This window comes from Streptomyces sp. NPDC004327, from assembly GCF_042873935.1.
Classification (GTDB): Bacteria; Actinomycetota; Actinomycetes; order Streptomycetales; family Streptomycetaceae; genus Streptomyces.
Genome location: NZ_JBIAME010000007.1, coordinates 183,381 through 200,289, shown reverse-complemented (window position 1 = coordinate 200,289; position 16,909 = coordinate 183,381). Strand labels below are relative to the sequence as shown.

Below are 16,909 nucleotides of genomic sequence, written 5' to 3'. Positions count from 1 at the left end.
GCCGCCGCCCGGCCGCGCCCCAAGGCCGTGGCCTCAGGCCGGGCGCGGGATGTACGCGAGGCCGTGGGCGCCGGGCTCACCCTGCTTGGCGACGTCGAGCCGGGCCAGCCGCTCCATCGTCTCCAGGTCGACGACGTCGACGGTGGACGAGACGACGCAGGCCACGTAGGCGAGGCGGCCGTCCGGGGAGGAGGTGATGGTCAGCGGGAAGTGCCCGACCTCGACGCCGCCCAGCCGCTCGCGGGTGACGGCGGAGAACACCGTGAGGCGGCCCGGCGCGTGGCGGCCGAGGCCGGCCGCCGGGTCGGGGGCCATGCGCAGTTCGCCGGCGAGCAGCCTGCCGGTCGACGTCAGGTGCACCGGCAGGACGACATGGTCGGTGGGCAGGGTGTCGACGACGGACGCGGTACGGGCGTCGATGACCCGGATGCCGGTGGCGGGCCGCTCCTCGGTGGTGAAGGAGAAGGAGGCGTACGGCGCGGCGACGAAGGCGTGCGTGCCGTCGGCGGAGACGGCGAGGCCCTCGCTGCCCGGTACCTCGGCCTTCCCGGTGAGCGTGCCGCTTTCGAGGTCGACGACCGAGACGAACGGCGCCTCCTTGTTGGTGGCGAACCCGGTCCTGCCGGCCGGGTCGATCGCGAACCAGTGCGGGCCGGGAGCGTCCGTGTCGATCCGGCCCAGGGGGCGGCGGGTCGCGGTGTCGATCACCACGACTCCGCCGGGCCGGTCCTGGGTGCTCTCCACGCTGACGTAGAGCCGGCGGCGCGCCGGGTCGAGCGCCAGCCCGTGCGGCCCGTGTTCCGGGGCGAGGTCGACGACGTCGACGACGCGGCGGGTGTCGGGGTCGATGACGGTCAGCTCGGTGCGCCGGCCGCCGTTCGCGTGGTAGTAGCCCGAGTGGTAGGTGGTGGTGCACCACAGCAGGCGCTGCTCCGGGTCGAAGCACAATTCGTGGGGTTCGGCGAGGACTTGGGTGGTGCCGAGGAGCCGGTCGGAGGCGGCGTCGAAGAACGAGACCGCCGGTCCGCTCTGGCTGACGACGGCCAGCACGTCGCCTTCTCGACCGGCACGGGGGGACTTCTGCACAGCGGCTCCTTGCATAGGGCGGAGGGAAGGCCACGCGGTCTTCGCGGGCGGCTCCGCGGGCAGCTCCACTCTCCGCGCCGGCGACCGCCGACGCCATGCAAAGATGAGCACTCAATTGTTGACTCATGCGTAAAAATGCAGGTCAGCAGCGCTGTTGTGGGTACGGGGGCAGGAATGGATCTCAATCTGCTGCGCGTCCTGGACGCCCTGCTCCAGGAGAGCAGCGTGTCCCGTGCCGCCGAGCGGCTCGGCACCTCGCCCGCGGCCGTCAGCCGTACGCTGGCCCGGCTGCGCCGCGCCGTCGGCGACCCGCTGCTCGTCCGGGCCGGCCAGCGGATGGTCCCGACCCCGCGCGCCGAGGAACTCCGCGAGGAGGTGGGCGCGTTGCTGCGCGGATGCGACAGCGTCCTGCGGCCCGGCCCCGGTTTCGACGCCGCGCAGCTCCAGCGCGGCTTCACCGTGCAGGCCGCCGACCTGCTCCTGGTGGGTCTTGCCGGGACCCTGACCGAGCGGATCCACGCGGAGGCGCCGCGGGTGGACGTGGTGTTCCTGCCCGAGGCGGTGGAGGGCGGGCCCGGGCTGCGACAGGGCTCGGTGGACGTCGAGCTGGGCGTCCTCGGGCATCTGGATCCGGAGATCCGTACCCGCCGGCTCAGCCGGATGCCGCTGGTGGGCGTCGCCCGCAGCGGCCATCCGCTCTTCGACGGGCAGGACCCGGGCGGAGGGGACGGCGGGCCGGTCGATGTCCGGCGGTTCGCCGCGGCCGACCACATCGGCATCTCCCGGCTCGGCAAGCGCCTCGGCCCCATCGACACCGCGCTCGCGGAACTCGGGCTGCGCCGCCGGATCGCGGTCGTGGTGCCCAGCCACACGAGCGCCATGATGCTCGCCCGGGACACCGACCTCGTCGCGCTCACCGTGGCCGGCTGGCTCCCTGACACGGTCTCCGCCATGAGGCTGCGGACCTTCCCCATCCCGCTCGACCTGGCACCGCTCGACATCGGGATGGCCTGGCACCCGCGCAACTCGGCGGATCCGGGCCACCGTTGGTTCCGCGAGCGGCTGGCGGAAGCCGTTCTGGCGGGGAACTCCTGAGGCGATGACCGCGGGGAGTCAGGTGGGCAGGGAGTCCTTCTCCTGCCGCGCCTGGGGTCCGGTGGCGTCCGCCCGGGGCGTTCGCCCGGCGTCGCGGCGCCAGAACAGGAGCGAGACTCCCAGGGTGAGCGCGAGAGGGAGGGCACCCGAGGCGATCACGAGCGCGCGAGGGGTCAGGACCTCGCCGGGTGTTCCGAGGACGTAACCGGCCAGGACCGACACCCGGGCCATGGCGCTGTAGGCGGCCCACGCCTGTCCGTGGAAGGCGTCGGGAACGGTGGAGTGGACGCTGTTGCGCACGGCCACGTTGTGGGCGCCGTTTCCGAGGCCCGCGAGGACGAAGGCGGCCGCGATGACGAATCCGTTGGGAACGAGGCCGGCGACGAGGAGTCCCGCCGACATCATGCCGGCGCCGATGACCACCAGTTGGCCCTGGCGGTGCAGGAGTGCGTTCTTCCCGGCGAGCACGGCGCCGGGAATGCTCCCGAGCGCCCAGCAGGCCACGACGTATCCGTACCAGGTGTCGTTGTTCACGACGCCCCGGATGTAGAAGACGCCCGCGACGCCCTCGATGCTCGTCGCGAGCATCAGGCCGGCCAGCAGGGGCAGCATGGGGCCGATGACCGATGAAGCGCGAAGCGCCGTGAATCCCGCGCCGGCCCCGCGGAAGGGGTGGGCCTTGACCGTCGCGCGGGAGTCCGAGGAGGCGGGGACGGCGATCAATGCCGCGCCGGCGATCACCAGGAAGGAGAGCGCGTCGTAGCCGAGGAGCGTGGTGCTGCCCCACAGCGCGTGCACGGTCGCCCCCAGCGAGGGGCCGAGCAGACCGGAGGCCGAATTTGCCACCGATACCGCGGAGTTGGCGCGCGAGAGGTGCTCGCTGCCCGCCAGTTCCGGCAGGAGCTTGAATCCCACCGCGGCCGCCGCGACGCCGAAGACGCCCGCCACCGCGAGCATCGCGATGCGGAAGTGGAGCGCGGGCACGGCGGTGGCCGCACCGAGGGCCACCGCCTGGGCGAGCACGGAGACGATCCAGAGCCGGCGGGCCCGCCAGCGGTCCGCCAGGACGCCCACCAGGGGCGCGAAGAGGATGGGGGGCACCAGCCCCGCCACGTAGACCTCCGTGACGTTCCAGGAGGTCCCCGAATGAGCCGCGTCCAGGGCGAGCCCCAGCGCCGCGGCCGAGTCCCCGATCAGGGAGAAGAGCATGCCGACGACGATGACGTAGACACGCCATGAAAGGGTGAAGCGCTTCCCTGAATCCATCCTCGATCTTCCGTGACGTCGCCGGGCCCGCGCTGGTTCACGGGATCCTGGCTGTGCTCAGTGTGCGGCCGAGACGGCGGCGACCTGGCGCAGCGCCTCTTCGCGATAGAACGAACCGGCGTACATGCCCCGGTCCGTGAGGGAGGCCTGGTGGCGCGCCATGACGGAGTCCAGCCAGTCGGCCATGTCGCCCGCGTCCGGGCCGAGGCCGTCGCGGACGGTCGACGAGCGGGAGAGCTCGTGGAAGAAGGAGGCGCGACGCCAGTACTCCTCGAGCCTGGTCCGAAGGCTCATCGAGCCGCCCGCCACGTCGCCCTCCAGGGAGAGCAGGAACTCCAGCAGGTGCGAGTAGACGTGCAGGGTGGACAGGATGCGCAGGCAGTCCATCTGGCGCTTCTTGCCGCCGATCGGACGCCACGGCACGTCGAACAGCGTGCCGTCGAGGAAGCCGTACCCCTCGTTCACCACGCGCCGGCACAGCAGCACGTCGTAGAACTTCTGGTGGCAGGACTCGTGGAAGACGGCGTCGGCCAGCGCGACCGGGTCCTCCAGCAGCCTGATGTTGACGACGGAGGCGAAGGGGACGGGCACGAGGAAGCCGGAGTCGATCGGGCAGTCGGTCACCAGGACCGCGCCGGAGACGGTGCTCAGGACCGATGCGCCCAGTTCGCCGACCGAGTCCGTCAGCAGGCGGATGCCGTCTGCCATCTTGCGGGCCTCGTCCTCGCCCGCCGCGACATAGCCGCACGTGTGCGGGGCCAGGTCCTTGCCGATCCGCTCCTGCACCGCCCGGCCCGCGGTGTCGGCCGACCAGTCGCCCGCCAGCGCGTAGCGGAAGCCCGGTACAGCCACCTCGTTGCGGGGCGCGGTGCCGTCAGTGATCCGCAAGCCTTCGGCCATGATCAGACGGGCCTCGGCGATGTCCTTGCGGACGGTCAGAGCACGGTAGGCATCCATGATGAGGCCGCGCCGGATGCTCCGCACGGAAAGCGGACTGTTTTCGTCCGCGTCAGGAAGCCGAATTCCCGTCGCGTCGTGCAGGAGATCGTCCACCAGACGCATGAAGGCGGAAACGTCGTCTGCGATGGCCCCGGCATCCCCGTAGGGCCCGCTCGATAGAATCTGACGTGCTGCGGTCATGGCGAACAGTCCTCGATCTGTCTCTGTCTCTTCTTCTGACAACCGTCTGTCTGTAAAAACGCCGGGAGCGGGACCGGCCGGAGCCGGTCCCGCACCCGCATAGGAATTCAGAGAACCCTATGTATTGCGTCCTCAGATGCCGGACGCGGGGTACTGCGACTGGGCACGCACCTCAGGCAGGACCTGGGTGGCGACGTCACCGTCGCCGGCCTCGCCGGCGGCGAGCTCGGCGAGCTCGTCGATGTTCAGCTCGTTGATGGACATAGGAACACCTCCTTTCGTCGTGGATTTTTTCCCCGTAACCCTCTCCAGGCGGATGGATCCCCCGGTTCGAATTACAAGCTCTTGGTGAGGATGCCGGCGCCGATCAGCTGTTCGCCGATCCGCTCGAAGTTCGCTCGGGCATCGCTCAGTTCGGACTTGGTCGCAGAAGCGTAGGCCGCCACGGCCTCATCAGCGTTCTGAGTGCTGGCGGCAAGCTTGATGACCAACGCCGACTTGGCGTCGATCTGAAGGATCGAGTGAGGGTTCACCGAGAAGACGAAGAAGCGCCCGGGGACACTGATCGGCTGGATGCGGACCCCGTCAGAAACCTGGTATTTCATGGCTGCCTATCCTGCGACTTTGGCGGGCGTGATCAGTGCGCTCTCGCTCATCCCCGACCATCCGTGGGGCTTCAGCTCGACCACACCGTGAAGTTCTGTGCGTACCGACTCCAGGGCTTCGACGAGGACTTCCCGAAGAAGTCGGCCGTCGTCGCCGAACTCGTCCTTGACGTGCTCGCGCGTCATCGCGTCGAGCAGGCACGCGGCGCGGGCGTACGGCAGCGAGATCCTGGATCGGTGCAGGTCGGTGACGTCGCCGCCGGCGGAGGTGTCCCGCAGGAGGGCGGCGCAGTGCAGCACTGCCAGATGGGTGTAGACGTGCGCCGCGGAGATGATCCGTCCGGCGTTGAAATGCCGGGGCTTCACGTAGTCGATGCTCCACGGAAGCAGGAACGTCGCGCTGTCGTCGTCCGTGTAACCGGCGCGCATGAGCCTGCGGGTCAGGCGCAGCACCACCATCTTCTCGTGCAGTGATTCGTGCAGAAGAGCGTCGGCGAGTTCTATCGTGTCCCGGCCGAGCAGTTCCGTGGAGATGAACACGCTTTCCGGCACCTGCGGCAGGTTCATGCTGAGGATGCGGCCGTCGAGGAAGACCAGGTGATGCACGAAGGGGAAGGTCGTCGCGGCCACCTGCGGGAGCAGTTCCTGAACCAGGGAAAGGGCTTCGACAGCGCGCTTTTCCTGCTCCTCCGTCACCGGAGTGGGCCGCAGGATGTCGTCGAGCTCGTGCTGTCGGAGGACACGTCCGAGATGATTCCCGTACGCGACGGACGGCGACGCCTCGCTGTCCTTGTCCCAGACCCACCACGAGCCGGCCACACCGCTCAGGCGCTGCCGCGGCGAACCCGGGCGATCCCCCTGAATTCCGGGATCGTTCTCCTCGGATATCGCACCCGCACCCTCGACGATCAGGTAGTCGAGATTGATCCGCCTGACCGTGTCCGCCAGGAAGTCCGCGTGGGACTCGCTCGGCAGCCGGGCAGGCTCTTCCTCGTTGTAGATAGCGGCTGCGCCACTGTAGAGGATGTCACGGTCGGCGACCAATGAATTCCCGTCCCCCACCAGGCCGGTGGAGAGTTTGGTGTCTGTGTCACCGATCACGAAAGCCCCCATTCAGTCGTGCCGCCCACTCGTCTCTCGCAGGAACCTTTTTCGCGGCGCCCGTTCGAAGTGATCATGACTCTATTCAGCTTGATCGGTACGCGTCAACGACGCCTTCACCGAGTGGCTTGTTCTCGTCAGCAGAAACAGAGCGCGGGCCCTGTTTTTCGGGGGTCGGCGACGGAGCGGTCGTCGAGAGCGGCGGGCGGGTGGCTTGATAGCGATCATCAGCGCGTCACTTTCCCTGCCGAGCCGGTGCATTTCGGGACTGCACCGAGCGGCCGGCCGCACTCCCCGCGCGAACCGGAGGCGAACACTTCCTCGCCGGCCCCTTCAGCCCCTACCGCCGCCGCACCGGCTGCGGCACCCTCGAACCGCACTCCACGCGGAGCCGCACGCCGCCCCGCGGAGCCCCGTTCAGCAGCGTCGAGCACCACCGGCCCACGTCGAGCCACTCGAGAGCGAGGAAGAATGAAGGCCCCGACCCCCCGCCGCCTGGTCCCCCGAACGACCGCCGTCCTCGGCACGGCCCTCCTGGCCGTGCTGGTCCCCGTCGCATCGGCCCACGCCGATCCGCCGCACAACCTGCCCCAGAGCGCGGGCGGTTACGAGCAGACCTTCTCCCCCGCGTACGACTACGACACGGACGGCTGCTACGCCACGCCCGCCATCGGCCCCGACGGCACCCTCGCCCCCGGTCTGAACCCCACCGGCGCCGTCAACGGCAACTGCCGTGACCAGTCGGACCTCGACAACTCCCAGACGTACGCCCGCTCGAAGTGCAACAACGGCTGGTGCGCGATCGTCTACGCCAGCTACTTCGAGAAGGACCAGGCCCTGCCCGGCAGCAGCCTCGGGGGGCACCGGCACGACTGGGAGCACGTGATCTCCTGGGTCGACCAGGCCGCGAACCGGGTGGCGTACCTGTCCACCACGCAGCACAGCACGGTGAAGACCTACCCCGCCTCGCAGGTCCGCTTCGACGGCTCCCACCCGAAGGCCGTCTACCACAAGGACGGTCTGAGCACGCACTTCTTCCGGCTCGCCAACGACAACGACGAGCCGCCGGAGAACCACTACCACAACTGGCGCTATCCCCCGCTGGTCGACTGGAACGGCTACCCGTCCACCGGGCTGCGCGACCGGCTCATGAACGCCGACTTCGGTGCCGCCACCATCAAGATCACCGACAAGGACGACCGCTTCCGCAACCTCCTGAACGCCTCCAGGCCGGCGGGCATCCCCTTCGACCCGTGGGCCTGACGCCCGGGCCGCCGGGCACTGCGTAAAGTCGCCGCAAACCTCTGTGGCAACAGGAGGGCCCAGGAGTACGGTTCCGGCGCTCGGCAGTAGGAGATCGCGTGCGGCCGTCGGGGCGGCACGCCTTACGCCGAAGAAGCCGGAGACAGTCCATGACTGTGTATTCCGCACGGCGCGGAACGCGCCGCGGAGCGGGGCGCGGCGGCAGGACGGCACTCGCCGTCGTCGCCGCGTTCCTCATAGCGGGGGCGGGACCCGTCGCCGCCTACGGGCAGGGCGACCCGGGGGCCGGCCGCCACGAGGTGGCGGGCGAGGAGTCCCATGAACTGATGGAGTCCGTCGACTCGTTCAACGAGCCGAGGCTCGCCCCGGCCGCCCAGGTCGCGCCGGGCGCGTACACGGGGGCGTGGGCGCACATCAGGAACATGCCCGTCAGGTCCGGCAGCTGGACGGAGGTGACCACCTCCCCGTACGACGAGGACGCGCTGCACTACCGTGACCAGTCGGCGTCCAACTCCGGTTCCGGTACGGGGTTCTCGTCCGGCCGGATCGCGGCCCTTGCCACCGATCCGACCCACCGGGGCGTGGTCTACGCGGGCGCCGCCGGCGGCGGTGTGTTCCGCTCCACCGACGACGGGAGGACCTGGACGCCGATCGCCGACGGGCTGCCCGCGCTGTCCGTGGGCGCGCTCGCCGTCGCGCCCGACGGCGCGCTGTGGCTGGCGACCGGCGAGGCCACGACCGCGTCGGACAACTACCTGGGCAGCGGCGTGTACCGGCTCGCGGACCCGGTCACCGGCGTCTTCGGCGAGGGCGACAAGGTCGGCGGCACGGAGCTGGACTCGTCCTCCGTGCACACGCTCGCCTTCGACCAGGCCGCCGGCTACGTCTTCGCGGCCTCCTCGCACGGAGTCTTCCGGCGCCCGCTGTCCGCCGGGCGGTCCGCCGTCTGGGCGAAGGTCCTCGCACCCTGCGCGGGCGTCGGCGTCGGCGGCATCACCTGCGGAGTGGACGGCCACTACGCGGACATCGCCAACGACATCGCCGTACAGCCCGGCGGCGACGGCACCCGTCTGCTCGCCAACGTGGCCTGGCGCGGCGGCGCCGGCTACAACGGCTTCTACTACTCCTCCGATGCCGGCACCACCTGGAAGCGCGCCAACCCGACGGGTGCGGTCAACCCCGCCGAGATCGGCAACGCCGCCTTCGCGTACGCGGCGGACGGCAGCCGGCTGTACGTGTCGATGGAGTCGCCCAAGCTGCTGGGCAAGTCCTCCGGCTCCGGCGTCTCCTCGGTCCTGGCGGGCGTGTACGTGAGCCAGAACGGTGACGCGAACGGGCCGTTCAAGCAGATCGCGACCTCCGCGGCCCTGTCGACGACCGGCTCGGCGATGAAGCTGAAGGCGATCGGATCCGGCTACCAGCCGGGCTCGCAGGCCTGGTACGACCAGGTCATCGCGGTCGACCCGAGCGACCCGGACCACGTCTACCTGGGTCTCGAGGAGATGTTCGAGTCGCGGGACGGCGGCGCCACCTGGAAGACGATCGGCCGCTACTGGAACTTCGGCATGCCGTGCTTCTCGTACGACGCCGCCGCGAACACCTGCGACGCCGACGTGATGCACTCCGACCAGCACGCCCTCGCGTTCTCGCGGTGGCAGGGCGGCACGCCCGAGGTGTTCGTCGGCAACGACGGCGGCGCCTACGCCCGGCCGACCGCGCAGACCACGGCCGGCTGGCGCAACCTCAACGAGTCGGGCACCCTGCGCAACCTGCAGTACTACTCGGTGCGCGCCGGGAAGCTGCCCGACGGCAGCGGCGAGGCGGTCTGGGGCGGCCTGCAGGACAACGGCGTCTCGCTGCTCGCTCCGAAGGGCGCCACGTACCAGGGGCAGCGGCTCAACCCCGACGGCCGGATGGTGGCCCCGTTCGGCGGTGACGGCGGCGACCAGCTGGTCAACCCGGACAACGGCTGCCAGACGGTCGGCGAGTACGTCGACCTCGCCCTGCAGATCACGAACAACTGCGGCTTCACGGCGAGCGACAACGGCGCCGAGGACGTGATCACGGACATCGCGCCGGGCGACCCGGGTGCCCGCTTCATCGCCCCGTTCGCCGCGGACGAGACCGACCCGAACGGCCTGTGGGTCGCCGGCGGACAGTACGTCTGGGGCAACACCAGGACGTGGCAGAGCACGTCCGGAGCCGACTGGACCAAGCTCTTCGACCTGGGCGCCGGGCGCTCCGCCTCGGCGGTCGCCAGCCGCCGGCACGTCACCTGGGCGGCCTGGTGCGGCCCGTGCGGCGCGGTCGACGAGACCTTCGCGCGGGGCATCGCCACCAACTACGGCGGCACCTGGCACCAGGTGGACCTGCCCGCCGCCTTCCCCAACCGCTATGTCTCCGGCCTGACCATCGACCCGTCCGACGCCTCCGGCAGGACGGTGTACGCGGTGATCAACGGCTTCTCGCGGCACTGGAACGAGGGCCCCGGCGCCGGCTACGGCCACGTCTGGAAGACCTCCGACGGCGGCGCGACCTGGACGGACATCGGCGGCGACACCACCGCCGCGGACTCCTTCCCGGACGCCCCGGCCAACTCGGCCCTCGTCACCGCGGACGGCACCCTCGTCGTCGCCACCGACCTCGGCGTCTTCACCGGCACGACGGCCGGCACCGGCCACTGGGCGCGCCTGGGCACCGACCTGCCCACCGCACCGGCGGTCTACCTCTCGCCGAGCCCGGACGGCAGCCAGGTGTACGTGGCCACGCACGGCCGCGGCATCTGGAAGACGCCGACGCCGTAACGCTCGCTCCGCGCACCACCACGCGCCGAGGCCCTCCGGATCCGCTGTCGGGATCCGGAGGGCCTCGGCCGTCTCGCCGCTGTCCGTACGCTCCTCAGCCGCGCTCGCGGAGGTACGCCTCCAGCTCCGCGGCCCCGGCCAGCATCGCGCGCCCGCGGGCCGAGAGCCGGCGGTGCCAGTCGCCGAGGGCGGCTTCCAGCGGTTCGAGGCCGCCGGCCGCCCGTACCCGGTCGATCAGCGGGGCGATCTGTTCGAGGAGGTGGCCGCCCCGCCGGAGCTGGTGGGCGAGCCGGGCGTCCCGTACGGCGGCCTCGTCGTACACGCGGTACCCGGTGCGCGGGTCGCGGCGCGGGCGCACCAGGCCGGCGCGCTCCCACGTGCGCAGCGTCGCCGGCTTGATGCCGAGCTTCGCCGCCAGCGGACCGATGAAGGTGTCGCCGGGCGCGGACGGTGCCGGCCGCTCGCGCCCCGCACCGGGATCCAGGTCGCCGAGGGCGGTCTCCACGGCCCGCAGGGTGCGCCGGTCGTCGAGGAGCTGGGCGTGGCTCTCGTCGATGAGCCGGAGCGCCTCGTCGACCGCGCCGTCGTTGACCGCCCGCATGATCGACGTCGCCGCCCGGTGGCCATGGCCGGGCAGCAGGGCGAGGAAGGCGCCGAGGGCTCGCGCGTGCAGCGGGGTGTAGGTGCGGTAGCCGCTGGGCGTGCGGTCGGCGACAGGCAGGATGCCGGCCTCCTCGTAGTTGCGTACCGCCTGCGTGGACAGACCGTGCCCACGCGCCAGATCGATCGGCCTGAGCCGCACACCGCTTTGAAGGTTCTGCCCCATGAGGACGACCGTATCGCGGCTCATTCATGGAAAAGTCTCCACCGAGGCTTCAACGATAGCGTTGAGGGCATGGCGACTGACATCAAGGAAACCGCGCGAGATGCCGTCCATCCCGCCGACGCCGCCGCCGTCATGGGGCTGCTGCCCTCCCGGCCCCGGCTGCTCGCCCTGGGCGAGCCCACGCACGGCGAGGAGACTCTGCTCGACCTGCGCAACGAGCTCTTCCGGCAGCTCGTCGAGCAGGAGGGCTACCGGACGATCGCCCTGGAGACCGACTGCCTGAGGGGTCTGCTCGTGGACGACCACGTCACCACGGGCGCGGGCACGCTCGACGAGGTCATGGAGCACGGATTCAGCCACGACTGGGGCGCCTACGCGGCCAACCGCGAGCTCGTCCGCTGGATGCGCGCCTACAACGACGGCCGGCCCGCCTCCGATCGGCTCCGCTTCGCCGGTGCCGACGGCCCGCTGGAGATCACCGGCGCGGCGAGCCCCCGGCAGGCGCTCGCCGCGCTCCACGGCTACCTCGCGGACCGCCTGGACGCGGACCTGCTCCCCTGCACCGCACAGACGCTCGACCGGCTGCTGGGCACCGACGGGCAGTGGACGGACCAGGCCGTGATGATGCACCCGGACCGGTCCGTGGGGCGGTCGGCCGAGGCAGCCGAATTGCGGCTGCTCGCCGACGAGTTGACGGAACTGCTCGACGAGCGGACACCGGGGCTGATCGCGGCGACGTCACGCGAGGAGTGGGACCGGGCGCGCCTGTACGCGCGCACCGCCACGGGCCTGCTGCGCTACCACCACGCGATGGCCGACACCTCGCCGGCCCGCATGACCCGGCTGCTCGGCGTCCGGGACCGGATGATCGCCGAGAACCTCCTGGCCCTCGCCGAGCGCGGCCCGGCACTGGCCTTCGGGCACAACTCCCATTTCCAGCGGGAGAAGAGCTCCATGGGGATGTGGGAGGGGCCGGTGGAGTGGTGGGGGGCCGGCGCGCTGGTGAGCGTCCGGCTCGGCGCGGAGTACGCCTTCGTGGCCACCGCCCTGGGCACGATCCGCCACCAGGGCGTGGACGCCCCGGAGCCGGACACCCTCGAAGGACTCCTGTACGCCCTCGCGGACGACCGTGTTCTCGTCGACGCCCGGCGGCTGGCGGCCGCCTTCGGCGCCTGGCGGCCGGCGGCGCGCGTGTCCCCGTGGTTCGGCTACGCGCCGTTCGATCCGGAGCACCTGGCGGCGAGCGACGGGATCGTGTTCGTCAAGGACATGGAGCCGAGCTAGCACCCGTCCCGCGGCGGGCCGTCAGGCGTCCTCCTCGGCGAGCGCCTTGATGCCGAGGAGGGCGGCCTCCATGGCGGCGCGCAGTTCCCGCACGCGGTAGGCGACGATCTCCTCTTCCCTGTCCGGCCAGCGCTCGATGGCCAGGGTGACCCCGCTGCGGTTCGGCCCGAGGAGGGCCGTCTGCCGCAGCCGGGTCCCCGCGCCGTCGGCCTCCAGTTCGTACCGCCAGGTCGCCAGCGGCTTCGCGGGGTCCAGCGTCGGCTCGCCGTAGCGGCCGTCCGCGTCGGTGACGGCCCAGGCGAACACCCGCCGCTCGTCGAGCTCGACGACGTGGGAGACGGTCCGCCACTCGCCGATCATCTCGTTGTGGTTGTAGCCCTCGAAGCGCGCGCCCACCGCGGGTCCGTCGGCGTCGTCGAGCCAGGCGACGCGCTGCAGTTCGCCGCTGAGCCGCGCCGGCAGGTGGATGTCGGTCACCAGCGCCCAGACCCGCGCCGGCGGCGCCTCGACGTGGATCTCGCACTCGACCCGCGGACCTTCGGAATACCGCATGTCATCCCCCTTGGTTTCGGCCCCGGTTGATCATCCAGGATGCCGATCGGCCGTCGCAACGTGGTCCTGGCCACCCCTCCGTGCGATCGGCGCGGCCGGGCCGCGTCGACCTGCCCGACTACGCGCCGGCCGAGGGCTGAGCCCCCTCCGCCGCAGGGTGGAGGGGGCTCGGGCCGGTGTGACGGCGTTGCCGCGGTGACGGCGTTACGGGTAGGAGGTGACCGTGGACGGGATCGTGTCCGTGCCCGAGGTCGGGGCGCCCGTGGTGTTGATGACGTGGTTGAACTGGCCCTTGCCGCCCAGGGAGACGACGAGGAGGCTGTGGAAGCGGACGCCGGGCTTCACCGGGGCGCGGAAGCCGTGGTCCTGACGGATGGTCGGGTCGGTGTTGTAGTAGCAGTAGCTGCCGAGGCCCCAGCCCTCGTGGGTGGTGACGGAGTCGTCGACGCGGTAGGCCGCGTATCCCTGGTAGGGGCCGTCCTGGACGGCGGCCTGGTTGGGGGCGTCGTACGCCTTCTCGTTCTGGAAGAAGACCGTGCGGCCGCGGTCGCCGAACCATTCGACGTCGTACTTGTTGAAGTGCTCGACGAAGAGGCCGGTCGCGAGGACGTCGTCACCGTACACGCGGACGCCGTAGTCGGCGCGGTTGGTGTCCCAGCCGACGCCGTCGCCGTGGTCGGCGCGCCAGACCCAGGTGTGGTCGATGATCGTGTCGTCGCTGTGGACGGCCATCGCGGTGGTGGCGCGGCCGGGGCCGGCGCCGCCGACGCGGAGGTAGACGTCCTGGACGGTGGTGGGGTCGGCCGCGTGGTCGGCGGTGGCGCCCTGCGGGCCGATCTCCAGGAGCGTGGGCGAGTTGACGGGGCCGGCGTCGATGAGGAGGCCGGCGAGGCGGACGCCGTCGACGTCGCCGACGCGCAGGGCGGTGACGCCGTTGTCCGGGACGATCGTGGCGAGGCCGAGGCCGAGCACGATGGTGCCGGGGCGGTCGATCTCCACCGTGCGGTCGACGTGGTAGACGCCCGGGGTGAACAGGAGATGGAGTCCCTGGGCCACGGCCTGGTTCATGGTCGCCGCGCTGGTGCCGGGCCTGACGACGTAGAAGCGGCTGAGCGGGATCGATTCGCCGGGCAGGGTGCCGGCCGACCAGCTCACGCCGCGGGCGCTGGTCCGCTTCGCCGGGGCGAAGACCTTCAGCTGGCCGCCCTCGAAGAAGAGGAAGGGCTTCTCTCGGGAGATCGGGGTGGTGTCGAGCGTCGTGTACCTGGGGTCGGGGAAGGTGGTGGCGGGGGCGCCCTCGACGCCGGAGAAGACCTGGTTCCACACGGAGTTGGACCAGCCTCCGACGGCGCTGTCGCGGGTGTACCACTGCTGTTGCGAGTAGTTGCCGATCTGGCCGTCGACACGGCTGTCGGCGATGTAGCCGCCGCTGGCCCAGCCGTAGCCGGTGGGCGCGAGGTTGAGGCCGCCCCTGACGTGCATGCGGCGGAAGGAGGACGCCTGGGAGACGGCCCAGCGGTCGGTGCCGTTGACCGGGTTGAGGGCCAGGTTCTCGGCGGAGCGCCAGAAGTTCTGGGTGGCGTTGCCGTTGAACCAGCCGGCGTCCACGGTCACGTCGCCGTTGATCAGGGTGTCGTCGGGGCGCAGCCCGAGGCCGGATATCTGGGTGTAGAAGCCGAGTTGGGCGTTGAGGCCGTTGTAGGTGCCGGGCTTGAGGAGGAAGGCGTGCCGGCCGGTGCCGAACTGCGCCGACTCCTGCTGCCGGAAGACGTCGTCGAGCTGGGCCTGGATGTTCGGCGTGGACGGGTCGACGATGTGCACGTTGGGGCCGAGGTCGCCGCCGCCGGGCAGGGTCGTGCCGCCGTCGGTGGTGCCGTACACCTGGAACTCCCACAGCGAGTAGCCCCAGCCGGTGGCCCGGGTCTGGCCGGTGAGCCGGACGTAGCGGGCGGTGCCGGAGACGGGCAGGGACTCGGTGCCGCCGTGGCCGGTGGTGGTGGCGTAGGCGGTGGTCCAGGCGGTGCCGTCGGTGGAGGTCTCGACGCGGTACGCGGAGCCGTAGGCGGTCTCCCAGGTCAGGTCGACCCGGCTGAGGGCGGCGGGGGTGCCGAGGTCGATGCGGATCCACTGCGGGTCGGCGAAGGCGCTGGACCAGCGGGTGCCGGGGTCGCCGTCGACGGCGGCCGCCGCGGGGGTGCCGGCGTTCTCCTGGCTGGAGGCGGTGACCGGCCGGCCCTGGGAGAGCAGGACCGGCGCGGCCGCCGCCGCGGCCCGCGCGGGGCCGGCCGGGGTGAGCGCGAACAGCCCGCCGATGAGGGCGGTCAGCAGGGCGGTGACGAGGGCGAGGGCCCGGCGGCGCGGCGGTTCGGTGCGTGGTCGGGAGCGGTGCATGGCGTCGTACACGGCGGCTCCTTCTGGATTCTTCGGTGGGGGGTGGTGCGGGTCAGCGGGCCTGCGACCGGTGGGCGCGGATGATGTCCGCGTACCGCCGTCCGCTGGCCTTGACCGTCCGGCGCTGGGTCGCGTAGTCGACGTGGACCAGGCCGAAGCGCTTGTCGTAGCCGTAGGCCCACTCGAAGTTGTCGAGCAGGGACCAGGCGTAGTAGCCGGCCAGCGGGGCGCCCTTGCGCAGGGCGCGGGCGCAGGCCGCGAGGTGCTGTTCCAGGTAGGCGGTGCGCTCCGGGTCGTCGACGCGTCCGTCCGGCCCGGTGGTGTCGGGGAAGGACGAGCCGTTCTCGGTGACGTACAGCCGGCGCACGCCGTACTCCTCGGTGAGGCGCAGCAGGAGGGCTTCGAGGCCGCCGGCGTCGACGGGCCAGTCCATGCCGGTGCGGGGCAGCTCGGGCCGGGGGACCTCGCGGGCGTAGGGGACGGGGCCGGCCGGGTCGTCGGCGACGGTGACCGGGAAGTAGTAGTTCAGCCCGTGCCAGTCGAGCGGGGCGGCGATGACCTCCGCGTCGCCGCTCCTGTCCGGCAGTTCGACTCCGTACAGCTCGCGCATGTCGGCGGGGAAGCCGCGCCCGTACACGGGGTCCAGCCACCAGCGGTTGGTGTGCCCGTCGGCGCGGACGGCGGCGGCGAGGTCCTCGGGGCGGGTGGTGGCGGGTTCGATGGTGGAGTGGTTGGTGACCAGGCCGATCCGGGCGCCGGGGACGGCGGCGCGCAGCGCCTGGACGGCGAGGCCGTGGCCGAGGAGGAGGTGGTACGAGGCGCGGACGGCGGCGGGCAGGTCGGTCCAGCCGGGGGCCATCCGTCCCTCCAGATGGCCGATCCAGGCCGAGCAGAGCGGCTCGTTGAGGGTGGCCCAGTCGCGGACCCGGTCGCCGAGGCGGGCGGCGACCACCGAGGTGTAGTGGGCGAAGTGCTCGGCGGTGGCGCGTTCGGTCCAGCCGCCGCGCGACTCCCCCGCCCGGTCCTGCAGCGCCTGCGGCAGGTCCCAGTGGTAGAGGGTGACGCTGGGGGTGATGCCGGCGTCGAGGAGGGCGTCGACGAGCCGGTCGTAGAAGTCGAGTCCGGCCGCGTTGACCGGGCCGTCGCCGCCGGGCAGGACGCGCGGCCAGGCGATCGACATCCGGTAGGCGTCGGTGCCGAGCTCCTTCATCAGGGCGATGTCGGTGGGCCAGCGGTGGTAGTGGTCGCAGGCGGTGTCGCCGTGGTCGCCGTTGTCGACGGCGCCGGGGGTGTGGGCGAAGGTGTCCCAGATCGAGGGGGCGCGGCCGTCCTCGGCGACGGCGCCCTCGATCTGGTACGCGGAGGTGGCCGTGCCCCAGGCGAAGCCGGCCGGGAAGGCGCCGAGGTCGAGCGGGGTGGTGGCGGAGTGCGTGAGGGGGCGCGGTACGGGGTGCGGGACGGAGTGTGCGTCGGACACGAAATGCCCTTCGGTGAAA

Annotated in this window: 14 protein-coding genes; 4 read left to right on the top strand and 10 right to left on the bottom strand. The window is 71.6% G+C overall.

Going from position 1 to position 16,909, the window contains the following annotated elements:
• Positions 1 to 33 precede the first annotated feature (33 nt).
• Entirely contained in the window at positions 34 to 1,086 is a 1,053-nt protein-coding gene (locus tag ACFYU9_RS24675) for a YncE family protein (protein WP_389346016.1), read from the bottom strand.
• A gap of 174 nt (positions 1,087 to 1,260) precedes the next feature.
• On the opposite strand from ACFYU9_RS24675, the gene ACFYU9_RS24670 reads away from it, so the two are divergent.
• Complete coding sequence (locus ACFYU9_RS24670; RefSeq protein ID WP_389346015.1) at positions 1,261 to 2,181, top strand: LysR family transcriptional regulator; 921 nt, start codon at positions 1,261 to 1,263, stop codon at positions 2,179 to 2,181.
• A gap of 18 nt (positions 2,182 to 2,199) precedes the next feature.
• Here the strand turns inward: ACFYU9_RS24670 and ACFYU9_RS24665 are convergent, their stop codons facing one another.
• From ACFYU9_RS24665 to ACFYU9_RS24645, 5 genes are all read right to left on the bottom strand, one after another.
• Complete coding sequence (locus tag ACFYU9_RS24665) at positions 2,200 to 3,447, bottom strand: MFS transporter (RefSeq protein ID WP_389346014.1); 1,248 nt, start codon at positions 3,445 to 3,447, stop codon at positions 2,200 to 2,202.
• A 57-nt stretch (positions 3,448 to 3,504) separates the two neighbouring features.
• The gene (locus ACFYU9_RS24660; protein ID WP_389346013.1) at positions 3,505 to 4,587 is read right to left on the bottom strand and encodes a hypothetical protein; all 1,083 of its coding nucleotides are present in this window, start codon (positions 4,585 to 4,587) and stop codon (positions 3,505 to 3,507) included.
• A gap of 132 nt (positions 4,588 to 4,719) precedes the next feature.
• Positions 4,720 to 4,851: a hypothetical protein gene (locus ACFYU9_RS24655; RefSeq protein WP_389211808.1), complete on the bottom strand. Its 132-nt coding sequence runs from the start codon at positions 4,849 to 4,851 to the stop codon at positions 4,720 to 4,722.
• A gap of 71 nt (positions 4,852 to 4,922) precedes the next feature.
• Positions 4,923 to 5,192 carry a hypothetical protein gene (locus ACFYU9_RS24650; protein ID WP_389211806.1) on the bottom strand — a complete coding sequence of 90 codons (270 nt, stop codon included), beginning with the start codon at positions 5,190 to 5,192 and terminating at the stop codon, positions 4,923 to 4,925.
• 6 nt (positions 5,193 to 5,198) lie between these two features.
• A complete protein-coding gene (locus tag ACFYU9_RS24645) occupies positions 5,199 to 6,293 on the bottom strand; it encodes a hypothetical protein (protein WP_389211804.1) in 1,095 nt (364 codons plus the stop codon).
• A gap of 471 nt (positions 6,294 to 6,764) precedes the next feature.
• Here ACFYU9_RS24645 and ACFYU9_RS24640 point away from each other — a divergent pair, with 471 nt between their 5' ends.
• Together ACFYU9_RS24640 and ACFYU9_RS24635 are read left to right on the top strand one after the other, a co-directional pair.
• A complete protein-coding gene (locus ACFYU9_RS24640; protein ID WP_389346011.1) occupies positions 6,765 to 7,556 on the top strand; it encodes an NPP1 family protein in 792 nt (263 codons plus the stop codon).
• A gap of 149 nt (positions 7,557 to 7,705) precedes the next feature.
• Complete coding sequence (locus ACFYU9_RS24635; protein WP_389346010.1) at positions 7,706 to 10,360, top strand: WD40/YVTN/BNR-like repeat-containing protein; 2,655 nt, start codon at positions 7,706 to 7,708, stop codon at positions 10,358 to 10,360.
• 94 nt (positions 10,361 to 10,454) lie between these two features.
• Here ACFYU9_RS24635 and ACFYU9_RS24630 read toward each other — a convergent pair whose 3' ends face one another.
• On the bottom strand, positions 10,455 to 11,186 hold the full coding sequence (locus ACFYU9_RS24630; protein ID WP_389346009.1) for a TioE family transcriptional regulator: 732 nt from the start codon (positions 11,184 to 11,186) through the stop codon (positions 10,455 to 10,457).
• Positions 11,187 to 11,255: 69 nt separating this feature from the next.
• On the opposite strand from ACFYU9_RS24630, the gene ACFYU9_RS24625 reads away from it, so the two are divergent.
• Entirely contained in the window at positions 11,256 to 12,470 is a 1,215-nt protein-coding gene (locus ACFYU9_RS24625; RefSeq protein WP_389346008.1) for an erythromycin esterase family protein, read from the top strand.
• 21 nt (positions 12,471 to 12,491) lie between these two features.
• On the opposite strand, the gene ACFYU9_RS24620 is transcribed toward ACFYU9_RS24625, so the two are convergent.
• From ACFYU9_RS24620 to ACFYU9_RS24610, 3 genes are all read right to left on the bottom strand, one after another.
• Positions 12,492 to 13,022 carry an SRPBCC family protein gene (locus ACFYU9_RS24620; RefSeq protein WP_389211794.1) on the bottom strand — a complete coding sequence of 177 codons (531 nt, stop codon included), beginning with the start codon at positions 13,020 to 13,022 and terminating at the stop codon, positions 12,492 to 12,494.
• A gap of 204 nt (positions 13,023 to 13,226) precedes the next feature.
• Complete coding sequence (locus tag ACFYU9_RS24615; RefSeq protein ID WP_389346232.1) at positions 13,227 to 15,413, bottom strand: discoidin domain-containing protein; 2,187 nt, start codon at positions 15,411 to 15,413, stop codon at positions 13,227 to 13,229.
• Positions 15,414 to 15,465: 52 nt separating this feature from the next.
• Positions 15,466 to 16,890 carry a GH1 family beta-glucosidase gene (locus ACFYU9_RS24610; protein WP_389346007.1) on the bottom strand — a complete coding sequence of 475 codons (1,425 nt, stop codon included), beginning with the start codon at positions 16,888 to 16,890 and terminating at the stop codon, positions 15,466 to 15,468.
• Positions 16,891 to 16,909 lie beyond the last annotated feature (19 nt).

What these genes read in the sequence shown, in the direction of transcription:
- ACFYU9_RS24625 (WP_389346008.1), top strand. Translation starts at nt 11,256, where the DNA reads ATGGCGACTGACATCAAGGAAACCGCGCGAGATGCCGTCCATCCCGCC.
- ACFYU9_RS24660 (WP_389346013.1), bottom strand. Translation starts at nt 4,587, where the DNA reads ATGACCGCAGCACGTCAGATTCTATCGAGCGGGCCCTACGGGGATGCC.
- ACFYU9_RS24635 (WP_389346010.1), top strand. Translation starts at nt 7,706, where the DNA reads ATGACTGTGTATTCCGCACGGCGCGGAACGCGCCGCGGAGCGGGGCGC.
- ACFYU9_RS24655 (WP_389211808.1), bottom strand. Translation starts at nt 4,851, where the DNA reads ATGTCCATCAACGAGCTGAACATCGACGAGCTCGCCGAGCTCGCCGCC.
- ACFYU9_RS24650 (WP_389211806.1), bottom strand. Translation starts at nt 5,192, where the DNA reads ATGAAATACCAGGTTTCTGACGGGGTCCGCATCCAGCCGATCAGTGTC.
- ACFYU9_RS24630 (WP_389346009.1), bottom strand. Translation starts at nt 11,186, where the DNA reads ATGGGGCAGAACCTTCAAAGCGGTGTGCGGCTCAGGCCGATCGATCTG.
- ACFYU9_RS24665 (WP_389346014.1), bottom strand. Translation starts at nt 3,447, where the DNA reads ATGGATTCAGGGAAGCGCTTCACCCTTTCATGGCGTGTCTACGTCATC.
- ACFYU9_RS24620 (WP_389211794.1), bottom strand. Translation starts at nt 13,022, where the DNA reads ATGCGGTATTCCGAAGGTCCGCGGGTCGAGTGCGAGATCCACGTCGAG.
- ACFYU9_RS24615 (WP_389346232.1), bottom strand. Translation starts at nt 15,413, where the DNA reads ATGCACCGCTCCCGACCACGCACCGAACCGCCGCGCCGCCGGGCCCTC.
- ACFYU9_RS24670 (WP_389346015.1), top strand. Translation starts at nt 1,261, where the DNA reads ATGGATCTCAATCTGCTGCGCGTCCTGGACGCCCTGCTCCAGGAGAGC.
- ACFYU9_RS24640 (WP_389346011.1), top strand. Translation starts at nt 6,765, where the DNA reads ATGAAGGCCCCGACCCCCCGCCGCCTGGTCCCCCGAACGACCGCCGTC.